This window comes from Kutzneria buriramensis, assembly GCF_003387475.1.
Classification (GTDB): domain Bacteria; phylum Actinomycetota; class Actinomycetes; order Mycobacteriales; family Pseudonocardiaceae; genus Kutzneria; species Kutzneria buriramensis.
Map to the genome: position 1 here is coordinate 695,947 of NZ_QUNO01000002.1, position 24,229 is coordinate 720,175.

Genomic DNA, 24,229 nt, shown 5'->3' on the forward strand with positions numbered 1-24,229 from the left:
TCGGCAACCTCGTCGTAGTTGCGATGAGGCTATGCAGCGGGCCCCTCCGCCAGGTTGTCCGGACGGCTAAGCTTGGCCGTGGGGGATTGTCGGAACGGACAAAAGGAGTCGGCCATCAGCGGCTCGAGCATCCAGCAGTTGCTGCTCGCGCTCGGCGAGCCGTTCGTCGAGGTGCTCACCGCGCCCGACGGCCTGGACGCCGAGGTGCGCGACGTGGTCATCCTCGACCCCGACGACGCCCCCGACTCCCGCGCCGGCGATCTCGTGCTGGTGATCGGCGCCCGCGGCAAGGCCGCCGCCGGCCACGTGCGCGCCGCCGGCAAGCGCGGCGCGACCGCCGTCGCCGTCAAGGATGCCGAACCGCTGCGGCAGACCGCCGCCGACGCCGGCATCGCGCTGCTGGACGTCCGGTCCGAGGTCCGCTGGGAACAGCTGGAATCGTTGGCGCGCAACGTGGTAAGCGCTGCCCGGGGCACCGCCGACGCCGATGCCGGCGAGGTCCTCGGCGACCTGTTCTCGTTGGCGCAGACCATCGCGGCGCTGACCGGTGGCAGCGTCAGCATCGAGGACACCGCCAACCGCGTGCTGGCGTACTCGCGGTCGTCCGACGAGGTCGACGAGCTGCGCCGGCTGTCCATCCTGGGCCGGCAGGGGCCCGAGCCGTACCTCAAGATGCTCCGTGAATGGGGCGTCTACCAGCGGCTTCGCTCCGGCGAGGACGTCGTGCACATCGACGCCCGCCCCGAGCTCGGCATCAAGCGGCGGATCGCGGTCGGCATCCACGCCGGGACGCAGCCGCTGGGCACCGTGTGGGTGCAGGAGGGCAGCCACCCGCTGGCCGAGCACGCCGACCGGGCGCTGCTCGGCGCGGCCCGGATCACCGCGCTGTACCTCGTGCAGCACCGCAACACCACCAGCGCCGGCCTGCGGCTGCGGGAGAACCTGCTGGCCGGGGTGTTGGACGGGCGGATCACCGGCGAGTCCGTCGCCCGTCAGATCGGCGCGGATCCCCTGCGGCCCGCCGCCGTCGTCGCGTTCCTGTTGCGCAGCACCGATCGCACCCGTACCGAGGTCGAGCTGCACCGGGCCGAGATGATCAGCATCATCTCCGTGCACGCCGCCTCGTACCGGCGGTCCGCCTTGGTCACTCCCATCGGCGGCCGGGTGTACGTGCTGCTGCCCGAGGTCACCGACGCCGCCACCGTCACCGCCATGACCCGCGACGCCGTCGCCGCCACCCGTAGCCACCTCGGGGTTTCCGCCCAGGCCGGCATCGGCTCCGTCGTCGCCGGGCTGGCCGACGTGCCCGTGTCACGCCAGGAGGCCGACCGGGTCCTCGACGCCATCGCCGGCCGCCCCGAGGTCGACGTCGCCGCGCTGGCCGACGTCCGGACCCAGGTGCTGCTCAGCGAGACCCTCACCCTGCTCGCCGACAATCCCCGGATCCGCGACCCGCGGCTGGATCCCTTGGCCGGCACCGACATCGGCCGTTCCCTGCTCGCCTACCTCGACGCCTTCGGCGACGTCCGCAGCGCCGCCGCCGGGCTCCACGTGCACCCCAACACCCTGCGCTACCGGGTGCGCCGGGCCTGTGAGCTCAGCGGCCTCGACCTGTCCGACCCCGACCAGCGCCTCGTCGCCCAGCTCCAGCTTAGGCTCACCAAGTAGCCCAGCCGCCATTTTTGCCACATGCGCTTCCCATGTGTCACCCAGTGCCAAGTAGGAAGCGCATGTGGCAAAAAAGTGGCGTCAGGGAAGCTGGGAGCGGAAGGTGTCGTAGGCGAGCTGGTCGTAGAGCACGAAGCGGACCAGCTGCACCGACGTGTCCCCGGCCAGCTCCTCCTCCACCGCCGCCAACGCGATCCGAGCCGCGGATTCCAGCGGCCAGCGGTAGATCCCCGTCGAAATGGCCGGGAACGCGACGCTGACGGCCCCCAACGACGCAGCCACCCGCAGCGAGTTCCGGTGGCAGTCGGCCAACAGCGCCGACCGGTCCTCTGTGTCCGACCACACGGGACCGACGGTGTGCACGACCCAGCGCGCGGGCAGCCGGCCGGCGGTGGTGGCGACGGCCTGCCCGACCTTCAACCCCCGCCCGTAGTGCCCGGCCCGCAACTTCCGGCACTCGGCCAGGATCTCGGGGCCGCCCCGACGGTGGATGGCCCCGTCCACACCACCCCCGCCCAGCAGGGACGTGTTGGCCGCGTTGACGATGACGTCCACCTGCTGCGCGGTGATGTCGCCCTCGACGAACTCGATGGTCACGCCTCGAGCACCTGCCCACGGCGCTGCACCACCGGCGGCAGCGTGGACCACGGGAAGTTGATCCAGCGGTCGGTGTGCCGCCACACGTACTCGCACTTCACGGTGGAGTGCGGCTTCTCGTACACGACGGCGCAGCGCACGTCGGCGACCTTGTCGGCGCAGAAGTCCCGCACCAGCTTCAGGGTCGCCCCGGTGTCGGCGACGTCGTCGCACACGAGCACCTTGGCGCCCTGGAGGTCGACGGCGTTGGGCACGGGCGGCAGCATGACCGGCAGGTCGAGCCGCTGGTCGACGCCGGTGTAGAACTCGACGTTCATGACGTGCAGGTTCTTCACGTCCAGCGCGTAGCCCAGCGCCCCGGCCACGAACAGGCCGCCGCGGGCGATGGACAGCAGCAGGTCGGGCTCGAAGCCGTCGGCGGCGACCATCTCGGCCAGTTCACGGCTCGCGGAGCCGAACAGCTCCCAGGTCAGCTCCTCGCGCGGGTCGCTCATGACGGGTAGCCTAACGACCGGAGACAGTTATAGGTTTACAATCAGTTCTAAGGTTAGGCTAAGCTGAGCCAATGCCACCGACTCGCACACCGCACCGCCTCCGGGTCCGCGCCACCGAGCGCATCACGCCGCACATGATCAGGGTGACCTTCGGCGGCGCCCCGGACACCGTCGACAACGGCTTCACCGACCGCTACGTCAAGCTGCTGTTCCCCGGCGACCCGCAGCCGGTCCGCCGCACGTACACGATCCGCGCCCACGACGCCGGCGAGCTGACCATCGACTTCGTGCACCACGGCGACACCGGCCTGGCCGGCCCGTGGGCGGCCAGCGCCAAGCCCGGCGACGAGCTGGAGTTCGTCGGCCCGGGCGGCGCCTACGCCCCGGACCCGACCGCCGACTGGCACCTGCTGATCGGCGACGAGAGTGCCCTGCCGGCCATCGGCGCCGCCCTGGAAGCCCTCCCGGCCGACGCGAAGGTGATCACCGTCGTCGGCAGCGAGGAGCCGCAGCCGCTCCCCCACGACGTCACCTGGGTGTCGCCGGCCAAGGTCGTGTCGACGGTACAGGGCCTGACCTTCCCGGCCGGGCGCGTGCACGCCTTCGTGCACGGCGAGGCGGGCATGGTCAAGGAGCTGCGCGCGCACCTGACCGCCGACCGCGGCCTGACCCGCGAGCAGTTGTCGATCTCCGGCTACTGGCGACGCGGCCTGGAGGAGGGCGCGTTCCAGGAGTGGAAGCGCGCTACAGCCGACGCAGCCCGCTGAGCACCCGCTCCATCAGCCCCAGGTTCGGCACGCCGTCGCCCGCCTGGTCGGCGGCGTGCACGAAGACCAGCCCGAGGCCGGCCATGTCGCCCACGAGCACCTTGGACACGCCGAGCGGGATCGCCAGCAGCGCGGCGATCTCGGCCACCGACCGGGTCTGCACGCACAGGTCGGCGATGGCCCGGTACTCGGCCTGCAACGGCTCGGTCGTGGTGCTGCCGTGCTCGCTCGTCGAGACGAGTGTCTCGATCTGCAAGGGCACCTCGGACCGTGTTCGGCCACCGGTCCAGGCGTAGGCGCGCACGATCGCGGCCTGCTCGTCCTGCTCGCCGGCCGCCTGCGGCGCGGCCGCCGGCGTGGGCGCCGACGGCTCGTGCTCGGCGTGCCGACCCTCGGGCTCGGCCCGGCCGCGACGACCGCGGCCGCCGTTGAGCGTGAAGCCGTTGAGCACGTCCGCGAACGTGCTCTCCGCGGGGTCTTCGCCCCAGTCCTCGGTGTTCATCTCCACCCTCAGACGGGCTGGCTGTCCATTGCCTGCTTGGCGACCTTCAGTTCGGCGCGCAGCTCCGGCGTGAGCAGCGGCCCGACCTGGTCGACGAGCACGGTCATCTCGTAGGCCACCTGGCCGACGTCGCAGTTGGGCGCCGCCAGCACCGCGAGGCACGAGCCGTCCATGATCGTCATCAGCAGCAGGATGCCGCCCTGCATCTCCACGACGGTCCGGCGCACCGGTCCCCCGTCGAAGCAGCGGGAGGCGCCCTGCGTCAGGCTGACCGCGCCGGCCGCGATGGCCGCGACCTGCTCGGCCCGGTCCGCGGGCAGTCGCGCGGACGAGGTGAGCAGCACCCCGTCCACGGAGACGACGACCGCGTGCGCTACGCCCGGCACGTGCTCGGCGAAGTTGTTGACCAACCACCCGAACTGGTTCACCTGCCGCGACTGGGGTGCGGTCATGGGCTCTCCTGCCCCCGTTCGTTCTCACTCGACGCTGCTGCACCAGTGTGGTCCTGACGGATACCAGACTGGTAACTGGCAAGGAACCCGCGTGTCCGGTTCGGGTCGCGGTTGGCGGCGGCCGTGGCCGGACCGCCGTCCGGGGCCCCGGCGGCCTTGAACAGCCCCGCCTTCGGCACCCGTTTGGGCAGGCCAGCCCCGTTCTGCTCGCCCTGCGGCCGGGCGGTCGGCGCGGGTCGCGCCGCCGGCGGCTCGGCCGGCCAGACCGGCTCCGACGGCGCTGCCGGGGTCGGTTCGGGCACGTTCGTGCCCGACGGGTTCACCTGAACGGGGGAACCCTTGGGTGGCTCTCCATTCAGGTGCTCGAACCAAGCGTAGCTGGTCGGTTCCAGCGAGACCTCCGGTCGTCGGACGGGTGCAGGACCCTGACGCGGCGGCGGACTCGCGTTGGCGGGCGTGTTGGCGGCGAACCAGGTCGACCCCTCGGCGGGGACCGGCGGCTGGACGGCGGGCGGCGGCTGGAACGCGGGGCGGGGCATGCTCCCGGTCGACTCGACGACCGGCGGCCCCGCGTTCGGCGGCACGGCGTTCGGCGGCGCACCGTTCGGAGATGCCGGGCGGGACTGCGTGGGCGGCTGCACCGGCCGCGACGGCGGCCGGCGGGTGGGCAGCGGCGTAGGCGACGGGTCGATGGCCTTGACCACGTTCGGCGGCGGCGTGTCGGGCACCACCGGCGCGTTGCGCTGCGGCGGGTCCCACGGCTCGTCCTCGACGCTGTCGCTCGGCCAGACGACGTCCTCCACCAGCGGGTCGAGGCGGCGGGTGTCGTCGGGGGCGATGCGCGGGGCGGGCGCCCCGTTCCCGTTGAGGCCGGCCTCGGCCGGCCCGCCCAGCGGGCGCTCGCGGCCGCCACCGCTGCCGCGGACGACCAGCTCGGCCGGCACCGTGACGACCGCGGACAGACCGTCGCCGCCGTGGCGCGGCTCGAAGCGGACCAGGAACGAGTGCCGGCTGGCCAGCCGGCCGACCACGAACAGACCCATCTGCCGGGACACCGGCACCTCGACGGCGGCGCCGGCCGAGACGCGGTTGTTGGCCTCGCCGAGTTCCGTCTCCCCCATGCCGATGCCCTGGTCGACGACCTGGATCACGATGTCGCCGTTGACGTCTCGGTGGCTGTCCACGGTGACCTGCGTGTCCGGGCGGGAGAACGCGGTGGCGTTGTCCAGCAGCTCGGCGATCAGGCGGACGAGGTCGCCGGCGGCGTAGCCGACGATGGTCGCGGTCGGCGCGGAGCGGACCACCGCGCGCTGGTAGTGCTCGATCTCGGAGACGGCGGCGCGCAGCACGTCGCCCAGCGGCAGCGGCTTGGTGAACCGGCGCGACAGGTCCAGGCCCGACAGCACCATCAGGTTCTCGTTGTTGCGCCGCATGCGGGTGGCGAGGTGGTCGAGCTTGAACAGGTTGGCCAGCTGCTCGGGGTTCTCCTCGTGCCGCTCCAGCTGCTCCATGAGGCGCAGCTGCCGTTCCACCAGACCCTGGCTGCGCCGGGACAGGTTGACGAAGATGTTGCCGAGGTTGCTGCGCAGACTGGCCTGCTCGGCCGCGGACTTGACGGCCTGGCCGTGCACCTCGTCGAAGGCCCGGGCCACCTGCCCGAACTCCTCAGTCGTGTACACCGGCACGGGGTCGATGGTGACGTCGTCGCCGCGCCCCTCGCGGATCTTGGCCACGGCCTCGGGCAGTCGCCGCGAGGCGACGTCGAGGGCGGTGCGGCGGAGCACGCCCAGCGATCCGAGCAGGTAGCGGCCGACGACCAGGCCGATGCCGCCGGCGAGCAGCACGGTCACGACCAGCACGACCGACTCCAGGCCGGCCCGGTCGCTGCTGCCCTCCTGGAGGTCGGTGGCGGTGTTGCGGACCTGCGCCGCGATGTTGTTCGCGACCTTGTCCACCAGCGCCACGGTGGCGTCGGAGGTCCGATTCCACTCGTCCTGCGGGATGGTCAGGCCGGCGGGCGGCGGGGCCTGGTGCACCCCGGTGGTCTTCTTGGCGCCCACGTTGTTCTGCACCGGCGCCGCCTGCCCGACGGGCTGGGTCGACGCGAAGTCGAGCAGCTGCCGCCGCGTGCCGACGTCCACACCGGCGACCGTTTGCTGGTACGCCTGCTGCCATTCGGGCGAGGCGACGGCCTGGAAGTTCGAGACGTTGTCGTCGAACCGGGTCTCGGAGGCGGCCAGCATCTTGGACTCGGCGTCCACCAGGTGGCCGCGGGCGATGCCGACCAGCACGACCGCCTGCTGGAGCCGGATCTGCTCCTGCGCGCCCTCCAGGTCCAGCAGCGCCGTCGCCGGACTGGACAGCTGCGGGTCGCCGAGCTGCACCACCAGCGCCTGGTCGAAGTTCAGGGCGGTGGTGATGATCTGCGTGTAGGCGGAGACGGCGTCGGTGTCGTTGTCCTGGGACTGCTCCACCGGGCGGCGGATGGCCGGCAACTGGCCCAGTGACAATTCGAGGTCGTTGAACCACGCCGACGCCGCCGGCGTCAGTCCGGTGGTGCGGTGGGCGGCGTCGGCGAGCTTGCCGGCCGCGGCGTCCACGGACTTGCCCTGCTGGTGGAAGGCGGTCACGCCCTGGGCCGGCACCTGCGCGGCGAGGGTGCGCTCGCGCTGCAACTGGGTGGTGAGCGGGCCGATCGTGTCCCGCAGCGCGATCACGCGCTGGATGGTGGTGTACGAGTCGGCCTGCGCGATCTCGCTGCGCACCTGGAGGAAGCCGAGAGTCACGGCCACCACGACCGGAACCACCAGCACCGCGGCGAGCTTCACCAGCACCGGCCAGTTGCGCCACCGGGCGACCGTGTGCCACCACGGACCCGGGCTGGGCTGAACCACTGTGCGTCCTTCCTCGGTTATCACTGGCAGCGGGCGCGGCAGTCGCACCGGGTTCGTCCGGCTTCCCCTTTAGACGGTTATCCGCCGATACGGGAAACGCGTTACGGACTTCTGGCCGCTGGTGGGGTGTACTCCAGCACGAATTGCACTGTCAAGGCCGACACGTCAGACGGAGCCATTACCTCGCAGCGGAATGGGCCGACTACGCATCGCGAGTGATCCACGCGGACGCGCCCGGCCTGCGCGCGAGTGATCCACGTGGACGCGCCCGGCCTGCGGTTGACTCCCCTGTGACCCCGGCTAGAGTTGGCCGACTTCAACCGTGTCGGCTCGTCCGGGAGGACAGGGTGACCACAGCTGCGTCGACGTCGGGTCGACACGCGGCCGCCGAACCGGACCGGCGGGTGTTCGGCGGTCAGCCGTCCACCGCGCCGCAGAAACCGGACTTCGAGGCCATCCAGGACAGCGCCGAGTTCGCCGAACTGCGCCGGCGGCTGCGCCGATTCGTGTTCCCGATGACCGCGCTCTTCCTGGTGTGGTACCTCACCTATGTGCTGTTGTCGGCATACGCCCACGCGTTCATGGCGACCCAGGTGTTCGGTCTGGTCAACGTGGGCCTGCTGCTCGGTTTGGCGCAATTCGTCTCGACCGTGCTGATCACATTGGCCTACAACCGATTCGCCCGCCGCCGGATCGACCCGCAGGTGGCCCTGATCCGCGCGCACGCCGGAGTGGAGAGCAAGTGAGGGTTCTCGCCGACGGGATGGCCACCGGCAACCCGCTGATCAACCTGAGCGTCTTCGTGCTGTTCGCGGCCGTGACGCTCTACATCGTCTACCGCGTCAGCAGCGGCAACGTGACGGCCTCGAACTACTACGCGGCCGACGGCGGGTTCACCGGGGCGCAGAACGGCATCGCGCTGTCCGGCGACTTCCTGTCGGCCGCGTCGTTCCTGGGCATCGCCGGCGGCATCGCGGTGCACGGCTACGACGGCTTCCTGTACTCGGTCGGCTGGGTCGTCGCCTGGCTCGTCGGGCTGCTGCTGATCGGCGAGATGCTGCGCAACACGGGCCGGTTCACCATCGGCGACGTGATGGCCTACCGGATGCGGCAGCGCCCGGTGCGCGCCGCCGCCGCGATCTCCACGCTGGTGATCTCGTTCTTCTACATGCTCGCGCAGATGGCCGGCGCGGGTGGTCTGGTCGCGCTGCTGCTGGGCATCCACGACCGCCTCGGCCAGTCGCTGCTGATCGTGGTCGTCGGCGTGATCATGATCTTCTACGTGCTCGTCGGCGGCATGAAGGGCACCACCTGGGTGCAGATCATCAAGGCCGTGTTCCTGCTGTTGTGCTGCACCCTGATCAGCGTCTTCCTGCTGGGCAAGTTCGGCTTCGACTTCTCCGCGATCCTGGACCGGGCCACCCAGAACAACAAGCTGGGCACCTCGATCCTCGGGCCGGGCGCGCAGTACGGCAAGAACGAGTTGGACTTCGTGTCCCTGGCGCTGACACTGGTGCTGGGCATCTGCAGCCTGCCGCACGTGCTGATGCGCTTCTACACCGTGCCGGACGCCAAGCAGGCGCGACGCTCGCTGGTGTGGGCGATCTGGACGGTGTTCATCTTCTACCTGTGCACGCTGGTGATCGGCTACGGCGCCAGCGCGCTGGTCGGCACGGACGCGATCCTGCACGCTCCCGGTGGCGAGAACTCGGCCGCGCCGCTGCTGGCGTTCCGGATCGGCGGCACGGTGCTGCTCGGCGTCGTGTCCGCGGCCGCGTTCGCGACCATCCTCGCCGTGGTCGCCGGCCTGACGCTGGCTTCGTCGGCGTCGTTCGCGCACGACGTGTACGCCAACATCATCAAGCGGGGCAAGGCCGATCCGCGGCGCGAGGTCCGCGTGGCCCGGATGACCGCGCTGGTGGTCGGGTTCTGCGCCATCATCGGCGGCATCGCGGCCAACGGCCAGAACGTGGCGTTCCTGGTGTCGCTGGCGCTCGCGCTGGCCGCCTCGGCGAACCTGTCGACGCTGCTGTACTCGCTGTTCTGGAAGCGCTTCAACACCACCGGCACCCTGTTCAGCATCTACGGCGGCCTCGGCTGCTGCCTGGTGCTGATCATCTTCTCGCCGGTGCTGTCCGGCGCGCCGACCTCACTGATCCCGTCGGCGGACTTCCACTGGTTCCCGCTGAGCAACCCGGGCCTCGTGTCGATCCCGTTCTCGTTCCTGTGTGGCATCGTCGGCACGTTCGTCGGCGGGCGCAAGGCGGACAACGCCGCCAAGCAGGCCGAGATGGAGGTCCGGGCACTGACCGGCATCGGCTACAAGCTCTGACCAGTTCGCAGAATTTCGTCTGAGGGCGCGGCCGTCGAGGCCGCGCCCTCACTCGTTCAGTCGCTCGTGACTCAACCAAGCGTTTGCTAGGTTTTGCCCCATGACAGCCACGGTGGTGTGGGGCACGGGCAACATCGGGCGCGCGGCCATCCGGGCCGTCGACGCGCACCCGGACCTGACACTGGCGGCCGTGCTGGTGCACGACCCGGCCAAGGTCGGCCGCGACGCCGGCGAGCTCGCGGGGCTCGACCGCGCCCTGGGCGTGCCGGCGACCGACGACGTCGACGCGGTGCTGGCCGTCGGGCACCGGGCCGTCGTGTACGCGGCCTCCGGCGACATCCGCCCCATGGAGGCGCTGGACGACCTCGCCCGCGCCGTCCGCACCGGCGCCGTGGTCGTCACGCCGGCCCTGTACCCGCTCTACGACCACCGCAACGCGCTGCCGGAGTTCCGGGACCCGATCCTGGCGGCGATCGCCGACGGCGGCGGCTCGCTGTTCGTCTCGGGCGTGGATCCGGGCTGGGGCAACGACGTGCTGCCGCTGCTGATCAGCGGCCTGGGCAGCGTGGTGGACGTGATCCGCTGCCAGGAGATCTTCGACTACTCCACGTACGAGCAGCCGGACTCGGTGCGCAACCTGGTCGGCATGGGCCATCCGATGGACTACCAGCCGCCGATGCTGTACCCCACCGTGCCGACGATGGTGTGGGGCGGCCAGATCCGGCTGATGGCCCGCGCGCTCGGCGTGGAACTGGACGAGATCCGCGAGACGCTGGAGCGCCGGCCGCTGGAGACGACCGTGACCACCCGCACCATGGGCGACTTCGAGGCCGGCACCCAGGGCGCGGTGCGCTTCGAGGTGCAGGGCGTCGTCGACGGCGAGACGCGGATCGTCATCGAGCACGTCACCCGGATCCATCCCTCCTGCGCCCCGGACTGGCCGATGCCGCCCAGTGGCGACGGCGCGCACCGGGTGATCATCGAGGGCCGGCCGCGCATCGAGGTCACCGTGGAGGCGACCGACGAGAGCGAGAACCGGTCCGCCGGCGGCAACGCGACCGCGGTGGGCCGCCTGGTCAACGCCATCGACTGGCTCGTGGCGGCCGAACCCGGCCTGTACGACGCGCTGGACGTGCCGCTGCGGCCGGCGGCCGGCAAGCTGGGCAAGGCGATCGCCGTCGACTGACACGTCCCGAGAGGACACTGCGATGAACATCGACATCCCGGCGGGCAAGGACGCGATCGGCTACGTGTGGGGCGAGATGGTGCCCGGCATCGGCACCTCCGCCGCGGCCTTCTCGCTGTCGGTGTACCAGCACACCACGTTGGGGCTGCGGGAGTTCGAGGCCGCGCGGCTGCGGATCGCCCAGATCAACGGGTGCCTGTTCTGCCTGGACTGGCGGACCGACCGGGACGGCGTCAAGGTGGAGGACGACTTCCCCGACGCGGTCACGAACTGGCGCACCACCGAGGCGTTCGACGAGCGCACCCGGCTGGCCGCCGAGTACGCCGAGCGGTACGCGCTGGACCACCACAACCTGGACGAGGAGTTCTGGACACGGATGTCCGAGCACTACAGTCAGAGGGAGATCGTCGAGCTGACCATGAGCCTGGGCGCGTGGCTCGCGTTCGGGCGGCTCAACCACGTGCTGGGCATCGACGCGGTGTGCGTGCTGCCGAACCACTGACGGTGCCGGGGTCGTCGGCGACGGCCCCGGCTCGCGCTCACAGGTCGTGGGCGATGATGTTCTCGATGTTGCGTTCCGCCAGTGCCGTGATGGTGACGAACGGGTTGACGCTGGTGTTGCCGGGAATCAGCGAGCCGTCGATCGCGTACAGGCCGGAATACCCTTGCAGGCGCCCGTAGTTGTCGGTGGCCTTGTTCAGCACGGCGCCGCCCAGCGGGTGGTAGGTGAGCAGGTCGCCCCAGATCTTGTTGACGCCGAACAGATCGCTGCGGTAGACGGTCGCCTCGGTGGCGTTGATCTTGTCGAAGATGGACCGGGCCATGTCGATGCCCGGCTGCTTCCAGGCCTGCTGCCAGCTCAGGTCGACCTTGTTGGTGGCCGCGTTCCAGGAGAACTGGGCGCGGTTGGGATTCTTGGTGATGCTCAGGTAGAACGACGCGTACGTCTCGATGCCGGTGGGCAGCGGGGCGACCTCGGCGAACGCGCCGCCCGCGGCCCAGTTGTCGATGCCGCCGCAGGGAATCGAGGCCTGGAGCGAACCCGTCGCGTCCCACCACCAGTTGGCCCGGCCGACCATGACGTTGCCGTTGTCGCCCCAGCCCTGGCCGATCTGGCCGTTCAGGTTGGGCAGCTTTCCGGTGGCCTTCAACATGGTCAGCAGCTTGCTGGTGCCGACGCTGCCGGCGGCGAAGAACACCTTGTCGGCCAGCACGGTCTTGGTGGTCGTGGTGTTGCCGGTGGTGTCGATCTGGTCGATCTGCACGGTGTAGCCGCCGCCGACCGCCGGGGCGACCGACGTGACCTTGTGCAGCGGTGAGATGTTCACCTTGCCGGTCGCGCGGATCTGCGCGATGTAGGTCTTCTGGAGGGATTTCTTGCCGTAGTTGTTGCCGTACAGGATCTCTCCGGCCAGCGCCGACTTCGGGACGGTGCCCAGCGCCTCCTGTTTCATGTAGTCCCAGTCGTACACGTCCGGCACGAACACGAACGGGAAACCCGAGCGCTGGGCCTGTTTGCGACCGACGCGGGCGTACTGGTAGCAGTCGGTGGTGTCGAACCAGGCCGGGTCGATCAGACCGACGCCGAGGTTGGTGTTGGCCCGCGGGTAGTAGGTGTTGTACATCTCGTCGACGTTGACGGACGGGAGGATGGCAGGGAAATTCTCCCGCTTCGGCGTGACCGCCATGCCGCCGTTGACCAGTGATCCGCCGCCGACGCCCCGCCCCTGGTAGACGGTGATGCCGGCGAACTCCTCGGCGTCCAGGATCCCCGTGTACAGAGGGATCTCCCGGTCGATGGGGAAGCCGAGGAAGTTGCTCAGCGGCTGCTTGGTGTGGGTGCGCAGCCAGTAGGAGCGGCCGTCCGGGTTGGTGGTGTTGGCGAAGATCTTGCCGTCGGCGCCCGGGGTGTCCCAGGCCATGCCCATCTCGACCATCTGCACGTCCACGCCGGCCTGGGCGAGGCGCAGCGCCGCGACCGAGCCGCCGTATCCGGTGCCGATGACCAGCACCGGCACGTGCGCGCCGGACTGGATGGGACCGCTCGTCGCCGTGGCGGCCGTCCTGGTCGCCGCGAGGGCGGGGCCGCCCAGGGCGACGGCCCCTAAGATAGAACCAGTTCCAGCGATGAAGGACCGACGCGAGAACCGGCTGGAAGCGTTGCCATACAGGGATTCATCGCTCATGTGATCTTCCTCACCGTTGAGGGATTAGAACAAGTTATACTTCTTGACGCGCCGTTAGTCACTCCGTACCGGCGAGTAACTTCCGGTCGGGCGAATGGTCGTCCATTTCGGACTGATCAAATGCGACGGTGTATTTCGGTTGCCGCGGCCGCCTTCGGCGGCTACACGTGACGGCATGTTCATCCGACGCGAGACCCCTGATGACATCGCGGCCGTCCACGCCGTCACCGCCGCCGCGTTTCCCGACACCGGCGCCCGGATCGAGGCGCCATTGGTGGACGAGTTGCGTGTCGACCCGGGCTGGCTGCCGACGTTGTCATTGGTCGCCACGGACAATGGCGGCGCGATTGTCGGCCACGTGGTGGCCACCCGCGCCCGGGTCGGCGAATTCGCCGCGCTGGGATTGGGTCCGTTGAGCGTTCATCCATCACACCAGCGCCGCGGCGTCGGCAGCGCCCTCGTGCACGCCGTGATCGGCGCCGCCGACGCGTTGGACGAACCGTTGGTGGCACTACTGGGTAATCCCGCCTACTACCACCGGTTCGGCTTCCGCCTCAGCGACGAGTTCGGCATCCGGCCGCCGGTCGCCGAGTGGCAGCCACACTTCCAGGTGCGGCCCCTGACCGCCTACTCCCCCACGATCCGAGGCACCTTCACCTACGCCACCCCCTTCGACCGCACCTTCTGACCCCCGCGAGTCGCGCTCTCAGGCACACCGAATGTGCGTTTGGGGCAGACCACTGACGTGGAGTTCGGGGCGGTGAAGTGGTCGCCGTGTGCCGGAAACCGGATTTCGGTGTGTCCCAGAGCGCGACTCGCGGGGGTCAGGTCAGGGCGGCGCGGGTGAGGGTGGTGGCGGTGTGCACGATGCTGGCGATAGCGGCTTCGGCGGGCATGCCGTGCAGGTCGGTGAGGGAGAACAGGGCCTCGGCGGCGACGACCACGGCGAGGTCGTTCTTGAGCTGGCGCAGCGCCTCGGGGTCGCGGCCGCCGAGGGTGCCGGCGAGCGGGGCGAGGGCGTAGTCGATGAGGCCGAAGCGCATGCCGGGGCGGGCCTGGGCCTGCTCGGGCCGGGTGATGGTGGCGGCGATCATGGCCCGGACCACGCCCTGGCGGGCGAGGACGTGTCGGAGCAGGAACTCGGTGGCGGCGGCCACGCGGACCACCGGGTCGTCGGAGTGGGCGACGGGGGCCAGCGCCTCCTCGGGGCTGGGCAGCTGCCCGGCGATGGCCTCGCGCAGCAGGCTGGCCAGGTCCGGGAAGTAGCGGTACGCCGTCGCCTCCGACACCAGCGCGGCCCGGGCGACCTCGGGCATGCTCACCTCGCGGCCGGTGCGGCTGAGCTCCGCGGCGGCCTGCACGATCGCGGTGCGGGTCCGCAGCTTCTGGTTGACCCGGCCGGTCTCCGACGTCATGAGCGAAGCCTACCCCGATGATGAGAGCCCACTTGTACGAGCTGACGACACTGCTCTAGCGTTGTGAGAGTCAATTCTCACGAAGGAGCGGACATGACCGACGTGGCGATCACCGGCCCGGACGGCGGCGAGGTCATCGAGCTGGGCCCGGCCCGGATGCGCATCCTGGAGGACGGCAGCGTCACCGCGCACCGGCTCGGCATCGGCGAGATCACCCTCGCCCCGCACAGCGACGGCCCGCCGCAGCACCGGCACGCCGAGCACGACGAGGGCTTCTACGTGGTCTCCGGCCAGGTCCGCTTCACCGTCGGCGACCAGGTCCACGACGCCCCGAAGGGCACGCTCGTGATGGTGCCGCCGGGCGCCCCGCACACCTTCGCCAACCCGGGCGACGAACCGGCCGTCATGCTCAACACCTTCACGCCGGACCTCTACGTCCAGTACTTCCGCGACTTACGCGAAACCCTCGCCCGCAACGGCGTGCTGACGCCGGCGGCCACGGCCGAGGTGATGAGCCGCTACGCCACCACCCCGGCCACCGACTTCGCCTAGAGCCCCCGCTGGAACTCGTCGATGGCGGCCGCGGTCAGCGCGGCCGCCTCGATGTGCGGGAAGTGCCCGGCGCCGGGCGCGAGCACGAACCGCCCCTGAGGGAAGGCCTCCGCATAGGAACGGCCGTAGTCGACGGAGGCGATCCCGTCCTGCTCGCCCCACACGACCAGCGCCGGCGCCTGCGCCCGGCGCAGGCGGTGCCGCAGCTTCGGGTCGTACATGAACGGCTCGCCGGCGTACACGGCGAGCGTCTGCTGGTTGGCCAGCCCCACCGCCCGCTGCTCCTCGGTCAGCGTGGACGGGTCGAGGCGCAGCGCCGGGTTCACGAAGGCGAGCTCGCCGAGCTGGGCGGGGTTGAGCTTGCGGGTGTCGGTCAGCTCGCCGCGCGCCGGGTCGACCCCGACGGCGTTGAGCAGCACTAATCCGCCGATGCGGCCGCGGGTGTCGCGGTGGGCCATCTCGGCGGCGATCCAGCCGCCGATGGAGCTGCCGACGACCAGCACCTCGTCGAGGTCCAGCACGTCGAGCAGGTCGAGGTAGGCGACGGCCAGGTCGCCGATGGTGTCGAACCACGCCGGCCGGGGCTGCCCGTCGAAGCCGGGGTGGGTCGGCGTCAGCACGGTCGGGTCGCCGGGCAGCGTGAGGCCGGCGACCGAGCGCGGCCCGGCGCCGCCGTGCAGCACGAGCGCGGGCCGGCCAGCGCCCTCGCGCTGGTCGACGGCCACTGTGAGGTCGTCGCCGAGGTCGAACAGCCGTGAAGTCATGCGCTGGAGCTCCTTCGTAAGAGTTGACTCTCACGAGAGTAGCAACGTCATGCAAGTCCCCTCTCACGATGGCATCCGTGTGATGATTTCCGCCGTGGACATCGCGGCGGAGATTGTGGGCCTGGTGGTGGCGGTGCTGGCCGTCACGGCGGTCGCCCGGAGGTTGGACTGGTCGGCCCCGCTGTGCCTGATCGTGGTCGGCGTCGTCGCCTCGTTCGTGCCGGGCGTCCCCGACTACCAGTTGGATCCCGAGGTGGTGCTGGTCGGCCTGCTGCCGCCGCTGCTGTACTCGACGGCGATCCAGACGTCCCTGGTGGACTTCCGCCGCCTGCGCGGCCCGATCGCCGTGCTGTCGGTCGGTCTCGTCCTGTTCACCGCGGCCGGCGTCGGCGTCGTCGCCTGGCTGGTGATCCCCGGCCTGCCGCTGGCGGCGGGCTTCGCGCTGGGCGCCATCGTCGCTCCCCCGGACGCCGTCGCCGCGACCGCCGTCGCCCGCCGGGTCGCTATGCCCCGCAAGATGGTGCGGCTGCTGGAGGGCGAGAGCCTGTTCAACGACGCCGCCGCGCTGGTGGCGCTGAGCACCAGCGTCGCGGCCATCACCGGCGCGATCTCGCTGTGGAACGTCGGCCTGGACTTCGTGCTCGCCGCGGTGGGCGGCGCCGTCGCCGGCGCGGTCGTCGGCTACGTCGCCTCGTTCGTCCGCCTCAAGCTGACCGAGCCGGTCGCCGACACCGCGCTGTCGTTCGCGGTGCCGTTCGCCGCCTACCTGCTCGGCGAGTCCGTGCACGGCTCGGGCGTGCTGGCGGTCGTGATCGCCGGCCTGATGCTCGGCCACCGGTCGCCCCGCGTGCTGTCGGGATCGGCCCGCACGGCCAGCCGGCACAACTGGCAGACCGTGCAATACCTGTTGGAGAACAGCGTCTTCCTGCTGATCGGCCTCCAGCTCCGCCGCATCCTCACCGAGGTCGGCCGCAGCGGCCTGTCGGTCGGCATGCTCACGTTGATCTGCGCGGCCGTGCTGGCGGCGACCATCGTGACGCGGCTGGTGTGGCTGATGGGCGTAGCCGCCGAGAAGCGGATCCTCACCCGGCTGGGCCTCCGTAAGAAGCGGAAAGCCTGGCCCTGGCGGTATTCCGTGGTCATCGGCTGGGCCGGCATGCGCGGCGTCGTGACGCTGGCCGCCGCGTTCGTGCTGCAGCCCGGCACACCGCAGCGGGTCGTGCTGGTGCTCTGTGCCTTCGTCGTGGTGGCCGGCACCCTGATCCTTCAGGGCACGACGCTGCCGATGCTGGTGCGCCGCATGGGCCTGCCCGGCCCCGACCCGGCGCAGGATGCCTTGCAGGAAGCCGCACTCCTGCACGACATGGTCCGCGTCGCCCTGGTCAAGTTGGACGAGATCAGCACCGACGACGACCCGCCGGAGGTTGTGCAGCGGCTGCGCGACCGGCTCCAGGGCCGTACCGACGCCGCGTGGGAGCAGCTGGGCCGGCAGAGCGCGCTCGTCGAGACGCCCAGCGACGCCTACCGCCGGCTGCGGCTGGAACTCCTTGCTGTGGAACGGGAACACTGCCTCAAGGCCCGCGACAACGGCATGGCCGACGACGTCGTGCTGCGCCGCGTGCTGGAGCGCCTCGACATCGAGGAGTCCATGCTGGACCGGGACGACGACGAGCCGGCCGAGACCGACCGCGAGCTGCGCGCCCCCGCCTCGCTGGCCGGTGCGTGCAAACACCTTGCCCACGAATGGAAGGACGTCGAGCCGAGCAGCGGCGACAGCTGCGCCGCCTGCGTCGAGGAGGGCCTCACCTGGGTGCACCTGCGCATGTGCCTGAAGTGCGGCAACGTCGCGTGCTGCGACTCGTCGGTGGGCAAGCACTCCGACAAGCACTTCCGCGACACCCGGCACCCGGTGATGCGCAGCTACGAGCCCGGCGAGAGCTGGCGCTGGTGCTTCGTGGACAAGCAGCTCGGTTAGTACCGTCCGCAGTGGATCTCACACGGCCTCGCCGGCCGGCCGGAACGGGCTGATCCCGCGCCGCGACGGACCGGCGAGGAACTCGACCACCTGCGCGACCGGCCCCTCGGACCACGAGTCCAGCTCATGCCCGTCGCGTAACAGCTCGAACACGCGCCGCAGCGCGCGGTAGTCCTCCGGCGGCATGGCGGAACGCCGCAGCCCCACCACGTTCAGCGCGCGGTGCGACGCGGGATTGCCCTCCACACCGCAGAACGGCAGCACGTCCCGCGTCACCTTGGACATCGCGCCGACCACGGCCTGCCGGCCGATGCGCACGTGCTGGTGCACGGCGGTCATGCTGCCGACGACCACGCCGTCGTCCACGGTCACGTGCCCGCCCAGCGACACCGCCTGCGACACGATCACGCCGTCGCCGATCTGGCAGTCGTGCGCGACATGCACCTGCCCCATGATCAAGCAGCCGGCCCCGATCCGGGTCGGCGTCGAACTGGTTGAGCGGTGCACGATCGCGGCCTCGCGGATCACCGTGTCCGCCCCGACCTCCAGCGTCGTGGGGCCGCCGGTGAAGGTCAGGTCCTGGGGATCCCCGCCCAGCACGGCATGCGCGTCCACGCGCACGCCCGCGGCCAGGCGCACGCAGCCGTGCACCACCGCGTAGGGACCGATGACAACGTCGTCGGCCAGCTCGGCCTCGGGCGCGACGACGGCCGACGGATGGACATGCACCAACTGACCTCACCCCCGGCCGAGCATCACCCCGGCGGCCATCATCGCACGGGTCAGTCGCGCAGCAGACCGGACATCACCATGGTGGCCAAGGAGTCCGCGGTCGCGGTGAGTTCCCGCTCGGTCACCGGTTCGGCACGGAACCGGCGGCCCAGCGGCCCCTGGGTGAGGATCGCGATCGGGCCGGCGACCAGGGCGTACAGCTCGAACAGCGGCACGCGGCGCATCCGGCCGGCGGCAACGAGTTCGTCCACCGAGGGCTCGCAGATCAGCAGGATCGGGTGCAGGAACCGGTCGTACAGATAGTCCAACCGGGCTGAATCCCTTGTCCCTTCGTACGCCGTCAATCGGCTCAACTGCGGGTTGCGGATCGCGATCTGGTAGAAGCGCCGGACGATCGCCGCGAGCCGCTCCGCCGGATCGCCGACCTCCTGCACCAGCACGGGATCCAGCCGCCGCCGGGACTCCGACAGCGCGAAGTCCACCACCGCCTGCCAGAAGGCGGCCTTGGAGCCGTAGCGGTCGTTGACGAAGTTGTGGCTGACACCGAGCCGATTGCCCAGTTCCCGCACGGAAGTCGCCTCGTAGCCCAGCTCGGCGAACGCGTCCAGGCCGCGGCGCAGGATCTCCGCCTCGGCCGGCAGCAGCATCGTGCGCCGGACCGGGCGCCGCTGCTCGATGGACATCCCCGTTTCCCTTCCGGTGGTGAGGCACAGATGCAATCACATGAATCGCCCTCGGGGGACCGGCCGGGCAGACGAAACCGTCGAAAGTGACCCGGTGTACCGATCCACACTGGCCGAGTGAACTCCATTACGGACTCCGGCCGACCGTGCGAGGCTGGACGGATGCGTCCCAGCCTCTACGAGTTCGCCGGCGGCGAGGCGGCCTTCCTCGCGCTGGCCGATGCGCATCATCGGCGCTGCCTAACGGATCCCGAGCTCAACCATCCCTTCTCCCACCCCGACCAGCACCCGCAGCACGTAGCGCGACTGGCCGCCTACTGGGCGGAGGTGCTGGGCGGGCCGCCGACCTACTCGACCACCGCCGGCGATCATCTAGGTGTGCTGCGCATGCACGCCCACAACGGTCCGATGGACGACTTGGGTCGGCGGTTCGTGGCGTGTTTCGTCGCGGCGATGGACGACGTCGGAATGCCCGATGATCCGGCGTTCCGCGCGGCGATGAAGGCGTACATGGAATGGGCCGTCGCCGACGTGTTGGTGTACGCGCCCATGGACAGCGTGCTGCCGGCCGACGCCCCGATGCCGCACTGGACGTGGGACGGACTTTCGGCGGGTTGACGCGCCGGCGCGTCAACCGGTAGTCGGAGACGTCCGAAATTCCCGACTTTCGGCTCTGCCCGCCGACGGTGATCCACTTCTACCTTGGGTCGCACCATCCGCTTGTGGCGCACGGGATCCCTGACACCCGCCCGGCGCCACCGGTCCCTGGAGGCGTGCCCCTTGAAGATCAGCAGGCTTTCCGCCACCGTCGCCGGCCTGGCGCTGGCGCTGCTCGGCCTCACGGCCCCCGCGCAGGCCGCCAGCACGCCGAACATCGTCGGCGGCGGCACCGTCAGCTCGGCCCCGTCGTGGGCGGCCGCGGTCGGCGACAGCTCCGGCATGTGGTGCAGCGGCGAACTCGTGGCCAAGCAGTGGGTCCTCACCGCCGGGCACTGCGACGGCGCGACGCAGATCCGCATCGGCTCGAAGAACCTCAACAGCGGCGGCACCCTCGCCAAGGTCTCGAAGTGGGTCAAGAACCCCAAGTACAACGGCGACGGCTACGACTTCTCGCTGTACAAGCTGACCGCGCCGGTGACCCAGACGCCGATCCAGATCGCCAGCAGCTCGCCGGCCGTCGGCAGCAAGGTCACGCTGTACGGCTTCGGCCAGACCTGCGGCACCCAGGGCTGCGGCCCGATGAGCTCCACGCTGCGGTCGCTGACCACCACCACCGCGAGCGACAGCAGCTGCGGCGGCATCGTCGGCAGCGTCGAACTGTGCTTCTCCACCACCGTGTCGGCCAGTGACTGCTACGGCGACTCCGGCGGCCCCGCCGTGGTCAACGGCATGCTCGTCGGCTCGGACAGCCGCGGCGCGGACGGCCCCGGCGCCGACACCTGCGGCAAGACCAAGTCCATCTACGGCGACGCGACCGCCCCGGCGATCTCGTCCTGGATCAAGTCGACCATCTCGGGCTGACTTTCCACAGGGAAGGGGGCTTTCCTGCATTCAACGCAGGGAAAGCCCCCTCCACCGCATCAGGCCTTGTCCGCCACCGTCTCCAGCCGCGTGATGTACTCCCGCCACCACCGCTGGTCCCACGGCGGCATGAAATCGTTGCCGGGCTTGAGTCCCACGGTCCCGTCCACCAACTCCCGCACGATGTCCGCGTGCCCGAGGTGGCGTTGCGTCTCGGCGAGAACGTGCGTCAGCACCCGGTGCAGCGTCGCCCGCTGCTCCGGCCACCACACCACCGTGCCGAGATCTTCCGCGTCCAGCGCGTGGATGGTGGCATCGGCGTGCCGCCAGGCCGCGCGATACGCCTCGACGATGTAGTCCCGGGACTCGTCGGCCGTCGCCCACATGTCGGTGTTCGGCTCCAACCCCTGTCGCAGCCACGGAACCGGGTCCGCGGGGTGCCGGTCGAACACGATGCCGAGGTAGAGCAGCTCGACCGTGGTGAGGTGCTTGACAAGCCCCAGCAGGTTCGTTCCGGTGGGCGTGAGCGGTCGGCGGACATCCCGCTCGACCAGGCCGTCCAGCTTCCACAGCAGCGCCTCGCGGGCGTCCCTCAGATAGCGGTGAAGATCGTCTTTCACGCCGGTTTCCTCTCCTTGAAACGCGTTCGACAAGAGAGACCGCCGCGCTCCGGCACAATCATCGGCGTGAGCGAGATTTCTCCACCGGACCCCGACCTGGCCGCCGCCAGGGCCGGCGACGACGCCGCGTTCACACGACTCGTGCGGCCGCTGCGCGGGGAGTTGCACGCGCACTGCTACCGCATGCTGGGCTCGGCCCACGACGCCGACGACGCCCTCCAGGACGCGTTGTTACGGGCGTGGAAGGGACTGTCCGGCTTCGAGGGCCGCAGCTCGCTGCGGTCGTGGCTGTACAAGGTCGCCACCCGCACGTGCCTGGACCTGGTGGAGGCCCGCGCCCGCCGCGCGCTGCCGATGGACTTCGACGAGGAGGCGGCGTGGCTGGGGCCGTACCCGGACGCGCGGTACGAGCAGCGCGAGGCCGTGGAGCTGGCGTTCGTCGCGGCGCTGCAACACCTGCCCGGCAACCAGCGGGCGGCGCTGCTGCTGTTCGAGGTGCTGGGCTTCTCCGCCGCGGAGATCGCCGAGGTGATGGCCACCTCCACCGCGTCGGTGAACAGCGCCCTGCAACGGGCCCGGGCCGCCGACATCCCGGAGCCCAGCCAGCAGCAGGCGTTGCGGAAGATCGGGGACGCGCGGGTCCGCGAGATCGTCGCCGAGTACGCGGGCGCGCTGGAACGCGGCGACGCCGACGCGCTGCTGGCGCTGCTCACCGAGGACGTGACCTGGGCGATGCCGCCGCTGAGAGAGTGGTACGCGGGCGTCGACGCGGTGATGGACTTCGCGACGCGGGTGCCGCTGGCCTCGTGCGGCAGCTGGCGGCACCTGGCCGTGACGGCCAACGGGCAGCCGGCCGTGGCCTTCTACCTGCGGCGCGACGGCGACGGACCCCATCTGGCCTGGTCCGTCACGGTGCTGACGCTGCGCGACGACCGGATCGCCGCGCTGACCTCGTTCCTCGGCGCCGAGCACTTCGCGCTGTTCAGCCTGCCGAACGCGCTGGCCGGGGAACCACCGCCTGACGGCCGTCTCACACCCAACTGATAGACATGTCGCTGTTTGAACGTGAGGGGGTACTCCGGCGTGAACGAGGAAGCCGCGCATTCCGACATCAACTGGCGTCGGGTGCGCCGGTTCGGGTACGTGGTGGCCGCGGTTGTCGTCGCCATCCCGCTCATCGCGTTCGGCATCACCTACGCGGTGGTGAGCGCGCCGGACCCCAAGTCCGTCAGCGACATGCAGCAGACCGTGACCCTCTTCTACACCGACGGCTCGGTGATGACCACCATCGGCCCGAGCGGCGGCGGCAACCGCACCGTCGTGCAGATCGCCCAGGTCCCGCCGGTCGTCCGGCACGCCGTGGAGGCGGCCGAGGACGAGGGCTTCGAGACCAACATCGGCCTGGGCGGCATCACCACCCAGTTCGTGCGGCTGGCCACCGGCGACGACGCGCGGTCGCTGCCCGACCAGTGGACGCAGCTGGTGCGGTCGATCAAGCTGGGCCGGCAGCAGTCCAAGGACGACATCCTCGCCGCCTACCTGAGCCTGGTCTACATGGGTCGCGGCGCGTACGGCATCCAGGCCGCCGCGCAGCAGTACTTCGGCAAGAAGCTCGACCAGCTCGACGCGTCCGAGGCGGCCTTCCTGGCCGGCTGCATCGACCAGCCGGCCAAGGACGAGGACGCGACCTGGACCAAGCAGCAGTGGACGCACGTGCTGGACCGGATGGTCGCCAACGACTGGCTCGGCCAGGACGAGCGGGCCAAGTACCCGACGCCGCCGAAGACGATCGCGCCGGTCACCGGGTCGCTGCCGCCGGCGCAGTCGTTCATCGTTCGGCAGGTGCTGGCCGAGGCCAAGCAGCAGGGCCTGGACGAGGACGCGCTGCGGCACGAGGGCGCCCAGATCTACACCACCATCGACCGCAAGGCCCAGACGCTGGCCGAGCAGGCCGCCGGGTCACTGCGGTCGGCGGACCCGGACGTCGGCGACGCGCTGGTGGCGATCAACCCGGCCACCGGCGCGATCATCTCCTGGTTCGGCGGCGACAACCCCGAGCAGGCCATGCCGGACACCGCCGACACCGCCGCCCAGCCCGGCCCCACGTTCCAGCCGCTGGTGCTGGCCGCCGCGATCCGCACCTCCAACCCGCAGGTCACGCTGGCCACCCCGTACAACGGCACCAGCCCGCAGACCATCGGCGGCGTGGTGATCAAGAACTTCGGCGGCACGGACTGCGGGCCGCAGTGCACGGTCGCCGACGCCATGAAGAACTCGAACAACCCCGTCTTCTACAAGATGACCGACGACATCGGGCCGGCCAACGTCGTCAAGGCCGCGTTCGACGCGGGGGTCGCCACCACCCAGACCATCGGCGGGAAGACCGGCCCCGCGCTGGTCTCGCCCGGCCCGAATTCGAGCCCGACCGACGCCGTCGGCTCGGGCGCCTACCCGGTGCGGCCGCGGGACGTCGCGCAGGCCTACGCCACGTTCGCCGCGAACGGCAAGTACACGCCGGCGCACTTCATCAACAACATCGCCTCCGCCGGCGGCCGCACGGTCTTCGACTCCCGCGCCGCCGACTCGTTCAAGCCCAAGCAGGCCTTCGACCCGGCGCAGGCCCAGCTGATCACCCAGTCGCTGCTCACCGGCCCCGGCCTGGACGGCGGCCGCCCGGTGGCGTCCAAGGCGGGCGTCACCGAGTTCCTCGACACGCCGAACAACTCCGACGCGTGGACCGTCGGCTACACGCCCCAGGTGGTCACGGCCGTGTGGGTGGGTCATCGCAAGGACCTCGCCTCCATGCAGGAGAGCGTGGCCGTGCCCACCGGCATCTGGCAGCAGTACATGAACTCCTACCTGCGGGACAAGCCGGCGACCCAGTTCTAG

General features: G+C 70.6%; 24 protein-coding genes. 13 read left to right on the forward strand and 11 right to left on the reverse strand.

Features of this window, described 5'->3' with window-relative positions:
* Positions 1–78: 78 nt before the first annotated feature.
* Positions 79–1,668 (forward strand): helix-turn-helix domain-containing protein, encoded by a 1,590-nt coding sequence (locus BCF44_RS07820; protein ID WP_246014880.1) that lies wholly within the window; start codon positions 79–81, stop codon positions 1,666–1,668.
* A gap of 81 nt (positions 1,669–1,749) precedes the next feature.
* Here BCF44_RS07820 and BCF44_RS07825 read toward each other — a convergent pair whose 3' ends face one another.
* Entirely contained in the window at positions 1,750–2,265 is a 516-nt protein-coding gene (locus tag BCF44_RS07825) for an O-acetyl-ADP-ribose deacetylase (RefSeq protein WP_116173439.1), read from the reverse strand.
* On the reverse strand, positions 2,262–2,759 hold the full coding sequence (locus tag BCF44_RS07830) for a phosphoribosyltransferase (RefSeq protein ID WP_116173440.1): 498 nt from the start codon (positions 2,757–2,759) through the stop codon (positions 2,262–2,264). Before BCF44_RS07830 ends, BCF44_RS07825 begins: the two co-directional genes overlap by 4 nt.
* 71 nt (positions 2,760–2,830) lie before the next feature.
* On the opposite strand from BCF44_RS07830, the gene BCF44_RS07835 reads away from it, so the two are divergent.
* Positions 2,831–3,526, forward strand: coding sequence for a siderophore-interacting protein (locus BCF44_RS07835; RefSeq protein WP_116173441.1), 696 nt, complete (start codon positions 2,831–2,833; stop codon positions 3,524–3,526).
* On the opposite strand, the gene BCF44_RS07840 is transcribed toward BCF44_RS07835, so the two are convergent.
* Genes BCF44_RS07840 through BCF44_RS07850 form a run of 3 tightly spaced genes read right to left on the reverse strand, consistent with a single transcriptional unit; the run spans position 3,504 to position 7,374 of the window.
* Positions 3,504–4,028, reverse strand: coding sequence for a DUF742 domain-containing protein (locus BCF44_RS07840; RefSeq protein WP_246014881.1), 525 nt, complete (start codon positions 4,026–4,028; stop codon positions 3,504–3,506). The two genes, BCF44_RS07835 and BCF44_RS07840, sit on opposite strands and share 23 nt — an antisense overlap.
* A gap of 8 nt (positions 4,029–4,036) precedes the next feature.
* Positions 4,037–4,480 carry a roadblock/LC7 domain-containing protein gene (locus BCF44_RS07845; protein ID WP_116173442.1) on the reverse strand — a complete coding sequence of 148 codons (444 nt, stop codon included), beginning with the start codon at positions 4,478–4,480 and terminating at the stop codon, positions 4,037–4,039.
* On the reverse strand, positions 4,477–7,374 hold the full coding sequence (locus BCF44_RS07850) for a nitrate- and nitrite sensing domain-containing protein (protein WP_170217385.1): 2,898 nt from the start codon (positions 7,372–7,374) through the stop codon (positions 4,477–4,479). Before BCF44_RS07850 ends, BCF44_RS07845 begins: the two co-directional genes overlap by 4 nt.
* Positions 7,375–7,721: 347 nt before the next feature.
* On the opposite strand from BCF44_RS07850, the gene BCF44_RS07855 reads away from it, so the two are divergent.
* The 4 genes from BCF44_RS07855 to BCF44_RS07870 all read left to right on the forward strand — a co-directional run bounded on the left by BCF44_RS07855 (position 7,722) and on the right by BCF44_RS07870 (position 11,394).
* Positions 7,722–8,120 (forward strand): DUF485 domain-containing protein, encoded by a 399-nt coding sequence (locus tag BCF44_RS07855; RefSeq protein ID WP_116173444.1) that lies wholly within the window; start codon positions 7,722–7,724, stop codon positions 8,118–8,120.
* A gap of 17 nt (positions 8,121–8,137) precedes the next feature.
* A complete protein-coding gene (locus BCF44_RS07860) occupies positions 8,138–9,706 on the forward strand; it encodes a solute symporter family protein (protein ID WP_116173445.1) in 1,569 nt (522 codons plus the stop codon).
* Between the two features lie 100 nt (positions 9,707–9,806).
* Positions 9,807–10,892, forward strand: a complete 1,086-nt coding sequence (locus BCF44_RS07865; RefSeq protein WP_116173446.1) for an NAD(P)H-dependent amine dehydrogenase family protein — start codon at positions 9,807–9,809, stop codon at positions 10,890–10,892.
* A gap of 22 nt (positions 10,893–10,914) precedes the next feature.
* Positions 10,915–11,394: a carboxymuconolactone decarboxylase family protein gene (locus tag BCF44_RS07870; protein WP_116173447.1), complete on the forward strand. Its 480-nt coding sequence runs from the start codon at positions 10,915–10,917 to the stop codon at positions 11,392–11,394.
* Between the two features lie 37 nt (positions 11,395–11,431).
* On the opposite strand, the gene BCF44_RS07875 is transcribed toward BCF44_RS07870, so the two are convergent.
* Positions 11,432–13,078, reverse strand: coding sequence for a GMC oxidoreductase (locus BCF44_RS07875; RefSeq protein ID WP_116173448.1), 1,647 nt, complete (start codon positions 13,076–13,078; stop codon positions 11,432–11,434).
* A gap of 175 nt (positions 13,079–13,253) precedes the next feature.
* On the opposite strand from BCF44_RS07875, the gene BCF44_RS07880 reads away from it, so the two are divergent.
* Positions 13,254–13,766, forward strand: coding sequence for a GNAT family N-acetyltransferase (locus BCF44_RS07880; protein ID WP_116173449.1), 513 nt, complete (start codon positions 13,254–13,256; stop codon positions 13,764–13,766).
* 136 nt (positions 13,767–13,902) lie between these two features.
* Here the strand turns inward: BCF44_RS07880 and BCF44_RS07885 are convergent, their stop codons facing one another.
* Positions 13,903–14,493, reverse strand: a complete 591-nt coding sequence (locus BCF44_RS07885; protein WP_116173450.1) for a TetR/AcrR family transcriptional regulator — start codon at positions 14,491–14,493, stop codon at positions 13,903–13,905.
* Between the two features lie 93 nt (positions 14,494–14,586).
* Here BCF44_RS07885 and BCF44_RS07890 point away from each other — a divergent pair, with 93 nt between their 5' ends.
* On the forward strand, positions 14,587–15,045 hold the full coding sequence (locus tag BCF44_RS07890; protein ID WP_116173451.1) for a cupin domain-containing protein: 459 nt from the start codon (positions 14,587–14,589) through the stop codon (positions 15,043–15,045).
* Here BCF44_RS07890 and BCF44_RS07895 read toward each other — a convergent pair.
* The gene (locus BCF44_RS07895) at positions 15,042–15,809 is read right to left on the reverse strand and encodes an alpha/beta fold hydrolase (RefSeq protein WP_116173452.1); all 768 of its coding nucleotides are present in this window, start codon (positions 15,807–15,809) and stop codon (positions 15,042–15,044) included. The two genes, BCF44_RS07890 and BCF44_RS07895, sit on opposite strands and share 4 nt — an antisense overlap.
* Before the next feature lie 82 nt (positions 15,810–15,891).
* On the opposite strand from BCF44_RS07895, the gene BCF44_RS07900 reads away from it, so the two are divergent.
* A complete protein-coding gene (locus tag BCF44_RS07900) occupies positions 15,892–17,784 on the forward strand; it encodes a Na+/H+ antiporter (protein WP_116173610.1) in 1,893 nt (630 codons plus the stop codon).
* An 18-nt stretch (positions 17,785–17,802) separates the two neighbouring features.
* On the opposite strand, the gene lpxA is transcribed toward BCF44_RS07900, so the two are convergent.
* Positions 17,803–18,513: an acyl-ACP--UDP-N-acetylglucosamine O-acyltransferase gene (gene lpxA / locus BCF44_RS07905; RefSeq protein ID WP_211352926.1), complete on the reverse strand. Its 711-nt coding sequence runs from the start codon at positions 18,511–18,513 to the stop codon at positions 17,803–17,805.
* Positions 18,514–18,566: 53 nt separating this feature from the next.
* The gene (locus BCF44_RS07910) at positions 18,567–19,199 is read right to left on the reverse strand and encodes a TetR/AcrR family transcriptional regulator (protein WP_211352927.1); all 633 of its coding nucleotides are present in this window, start codon (positions 19,197–19,199) and stop codon (positions 18,567–18,569) included.
* Between the two features lie 162 nt (positions 19,200–19,361).
* Between BCF44_RS07910 and BCF44_RS07915 the strand changes: the two genes are divergently transcribed.
* A complete protein-coding gene (locus BCF44_RS07915; RefSeq protein ID WP_116173454.1) occupies positions 19,362–19,817 on the forward strand; it encodes a group II truncated hemoglobin in 456 nt (151 codons plus the stop codon).
* Between the two features lie 162 nt (positions 19,818–19,979).
* A complete protein-coding gene (locus BCF44_RS07920) occupies positions 19,980–20,720 on the forward strand; it encodes a S1 family peptidase (protein WP_170217386.1) in 741 nt (246 codons plus the stop codon).
* Between the two features lie 59 nt (positions 20,721–20,779).
* On the opposite strand, the gene BCF44_RS07925 is transcribed toward BCF44_RS07920, so the two are convergent.
* Positions 20,780–21,340 (reverse strand): DinB family protein, encoded by a 561-nt coding sequence (locus BCF44_RS07925; RefSeq protein ID WP_116173456.1) that lies wholly within the window; start codon positions 21,338–21,340, stop codon positions 20,780–20,782.
* A gap of 66 nt (positions 21,341–21,406) precedes the next feature.
* Between BCF44_RS07925 and BCF44_RS07930 the strand changes: the two genes are divergently transcribed.
* Positions 21,407–22,384, forward strand: coding sequence for a sigma-70 family RNA polymerase sigma factor (locus BCF44_RS07930; protein ID WP_116173457.1), 978 nt, complete (start codon positions 21,407–21,409; stop codon positions 22,382–22,384).
* A gap of 39 nt (positions 22,385–22,423) precedes the next feature.
* Positions 22,424–24,229 carry a transglycosylase domain-containing protein gene (locus BCF44_RS07935; RefSeq protein ID WP_116173458.1) on the forward strand — a complete coding sequence of 602 codons (1,806 nt, stop codon included), beginning with the start codon at positions 22,424–22,426 and terminating at the stop codon, positions 24,227–24,229.

Coding starts and splice junctions, on each gene's coding strand:
- BCF44_RS07885 (WP_116173450.1), bottom strand. CDS start 14,493: ATGACGTCGGAGACCGGCCGGGTCAACCAGAAGCTGCGGACCCGCACC.
- BCF44_RS07860 (WP_116173445.1), top strand. CDS start 8,138: ATGGCCACCGGCAACCCGCTGATCAACCTGAGCGTCTTCGTGCTGTTC.
- BCF44_RS07900 (WP_116173610.1), top strand. CDS start 15,892: ATGATTTCCGCCGTGGACATCGCGGCGGAGATTGTGGGCCTGGTGGTG.
- BCF44_RS07910 (WP_211352927.1), bottom strand. CDS start 19,199: ATGTCCATCGAGCAGCGGCGCCCGGTCCGGCGCACGATGCTGCTGCCG.
- BCF44_RS07830 (WP_116173440.1), bottom strand. CDS start 2,759: ATGAGCGACCCGCGCGAGGAGCTGACCTGGGAGCTGTTCGGCTCCGCG.
- BCF44_RS07895 (WP_116173452.1), bottom strand. CDS start 15,809: ATGACTTCACGGCTGTTCGACCTCGGCGACGACCTCACAGTGGCCGTC.
- BCF44_RS07870 (WP_116173447.1), top strand. CDS start 10,915: ATGAACATCGACATCCCGGCGGGCAAGGACGCGATCGGCTACGTGTGG.
- BCF44_RS07875 (WP_116173448.1), bottom strand. CDS start 13,078: ATGAGCGATGAATCCCTGTATGGCAACGCTTCCAGCCGGTTCTCGCGT.
- BCF44_RS07880 (WP_116173449.1), top strand. CDS start 13,254: ATGTTCATCCGACGCGAGACCCCTGATGACATCGCGGCCGTCCACGCC.
- BCF44_RS07835 (WP_116173441.1), top strand. CDS start 2,831: ATGCCACCGACTCGCACACCGCACCGCCTCCGGGTCCGCGCCACCGAG.
- BCF44_RS07845 (WP_116173442.1), bottom strand. CDS start 4,480: ATGACCGCACCCCAGTCGCGGCAGGTGAACCAGTTCGGGTGGTTGGTC.
- BCF44_RS07865 (WP_116173446.1), top strand. CDS start 9,807: ATGACAGCCACGGTGGTGTGGGGCACGGGCAACATCGGGCGCGCGGCC.
- BCF44_RS07915 (WP_116173454.1), top strand. CDS start 19,362: ATGCGTCCCAGCCTCTACGAGTTCGCCGGCGGCGAGGCGGCCTTCCTC.
- BCF44_RS07890 (WP_116173451.1), top strand. CDS start 14,587: ATGACCGACGTGGCGATCACCGGCCCGGACGGCGGCGAGGTCATCGAG.
- BCF44_RS07840 (WP_246014881.1), bottom strand. CDS start 4,028: ATGAACACCGAGGACTGGGGCGAAGACCCCGCGGAGAGCACGTTCGCG.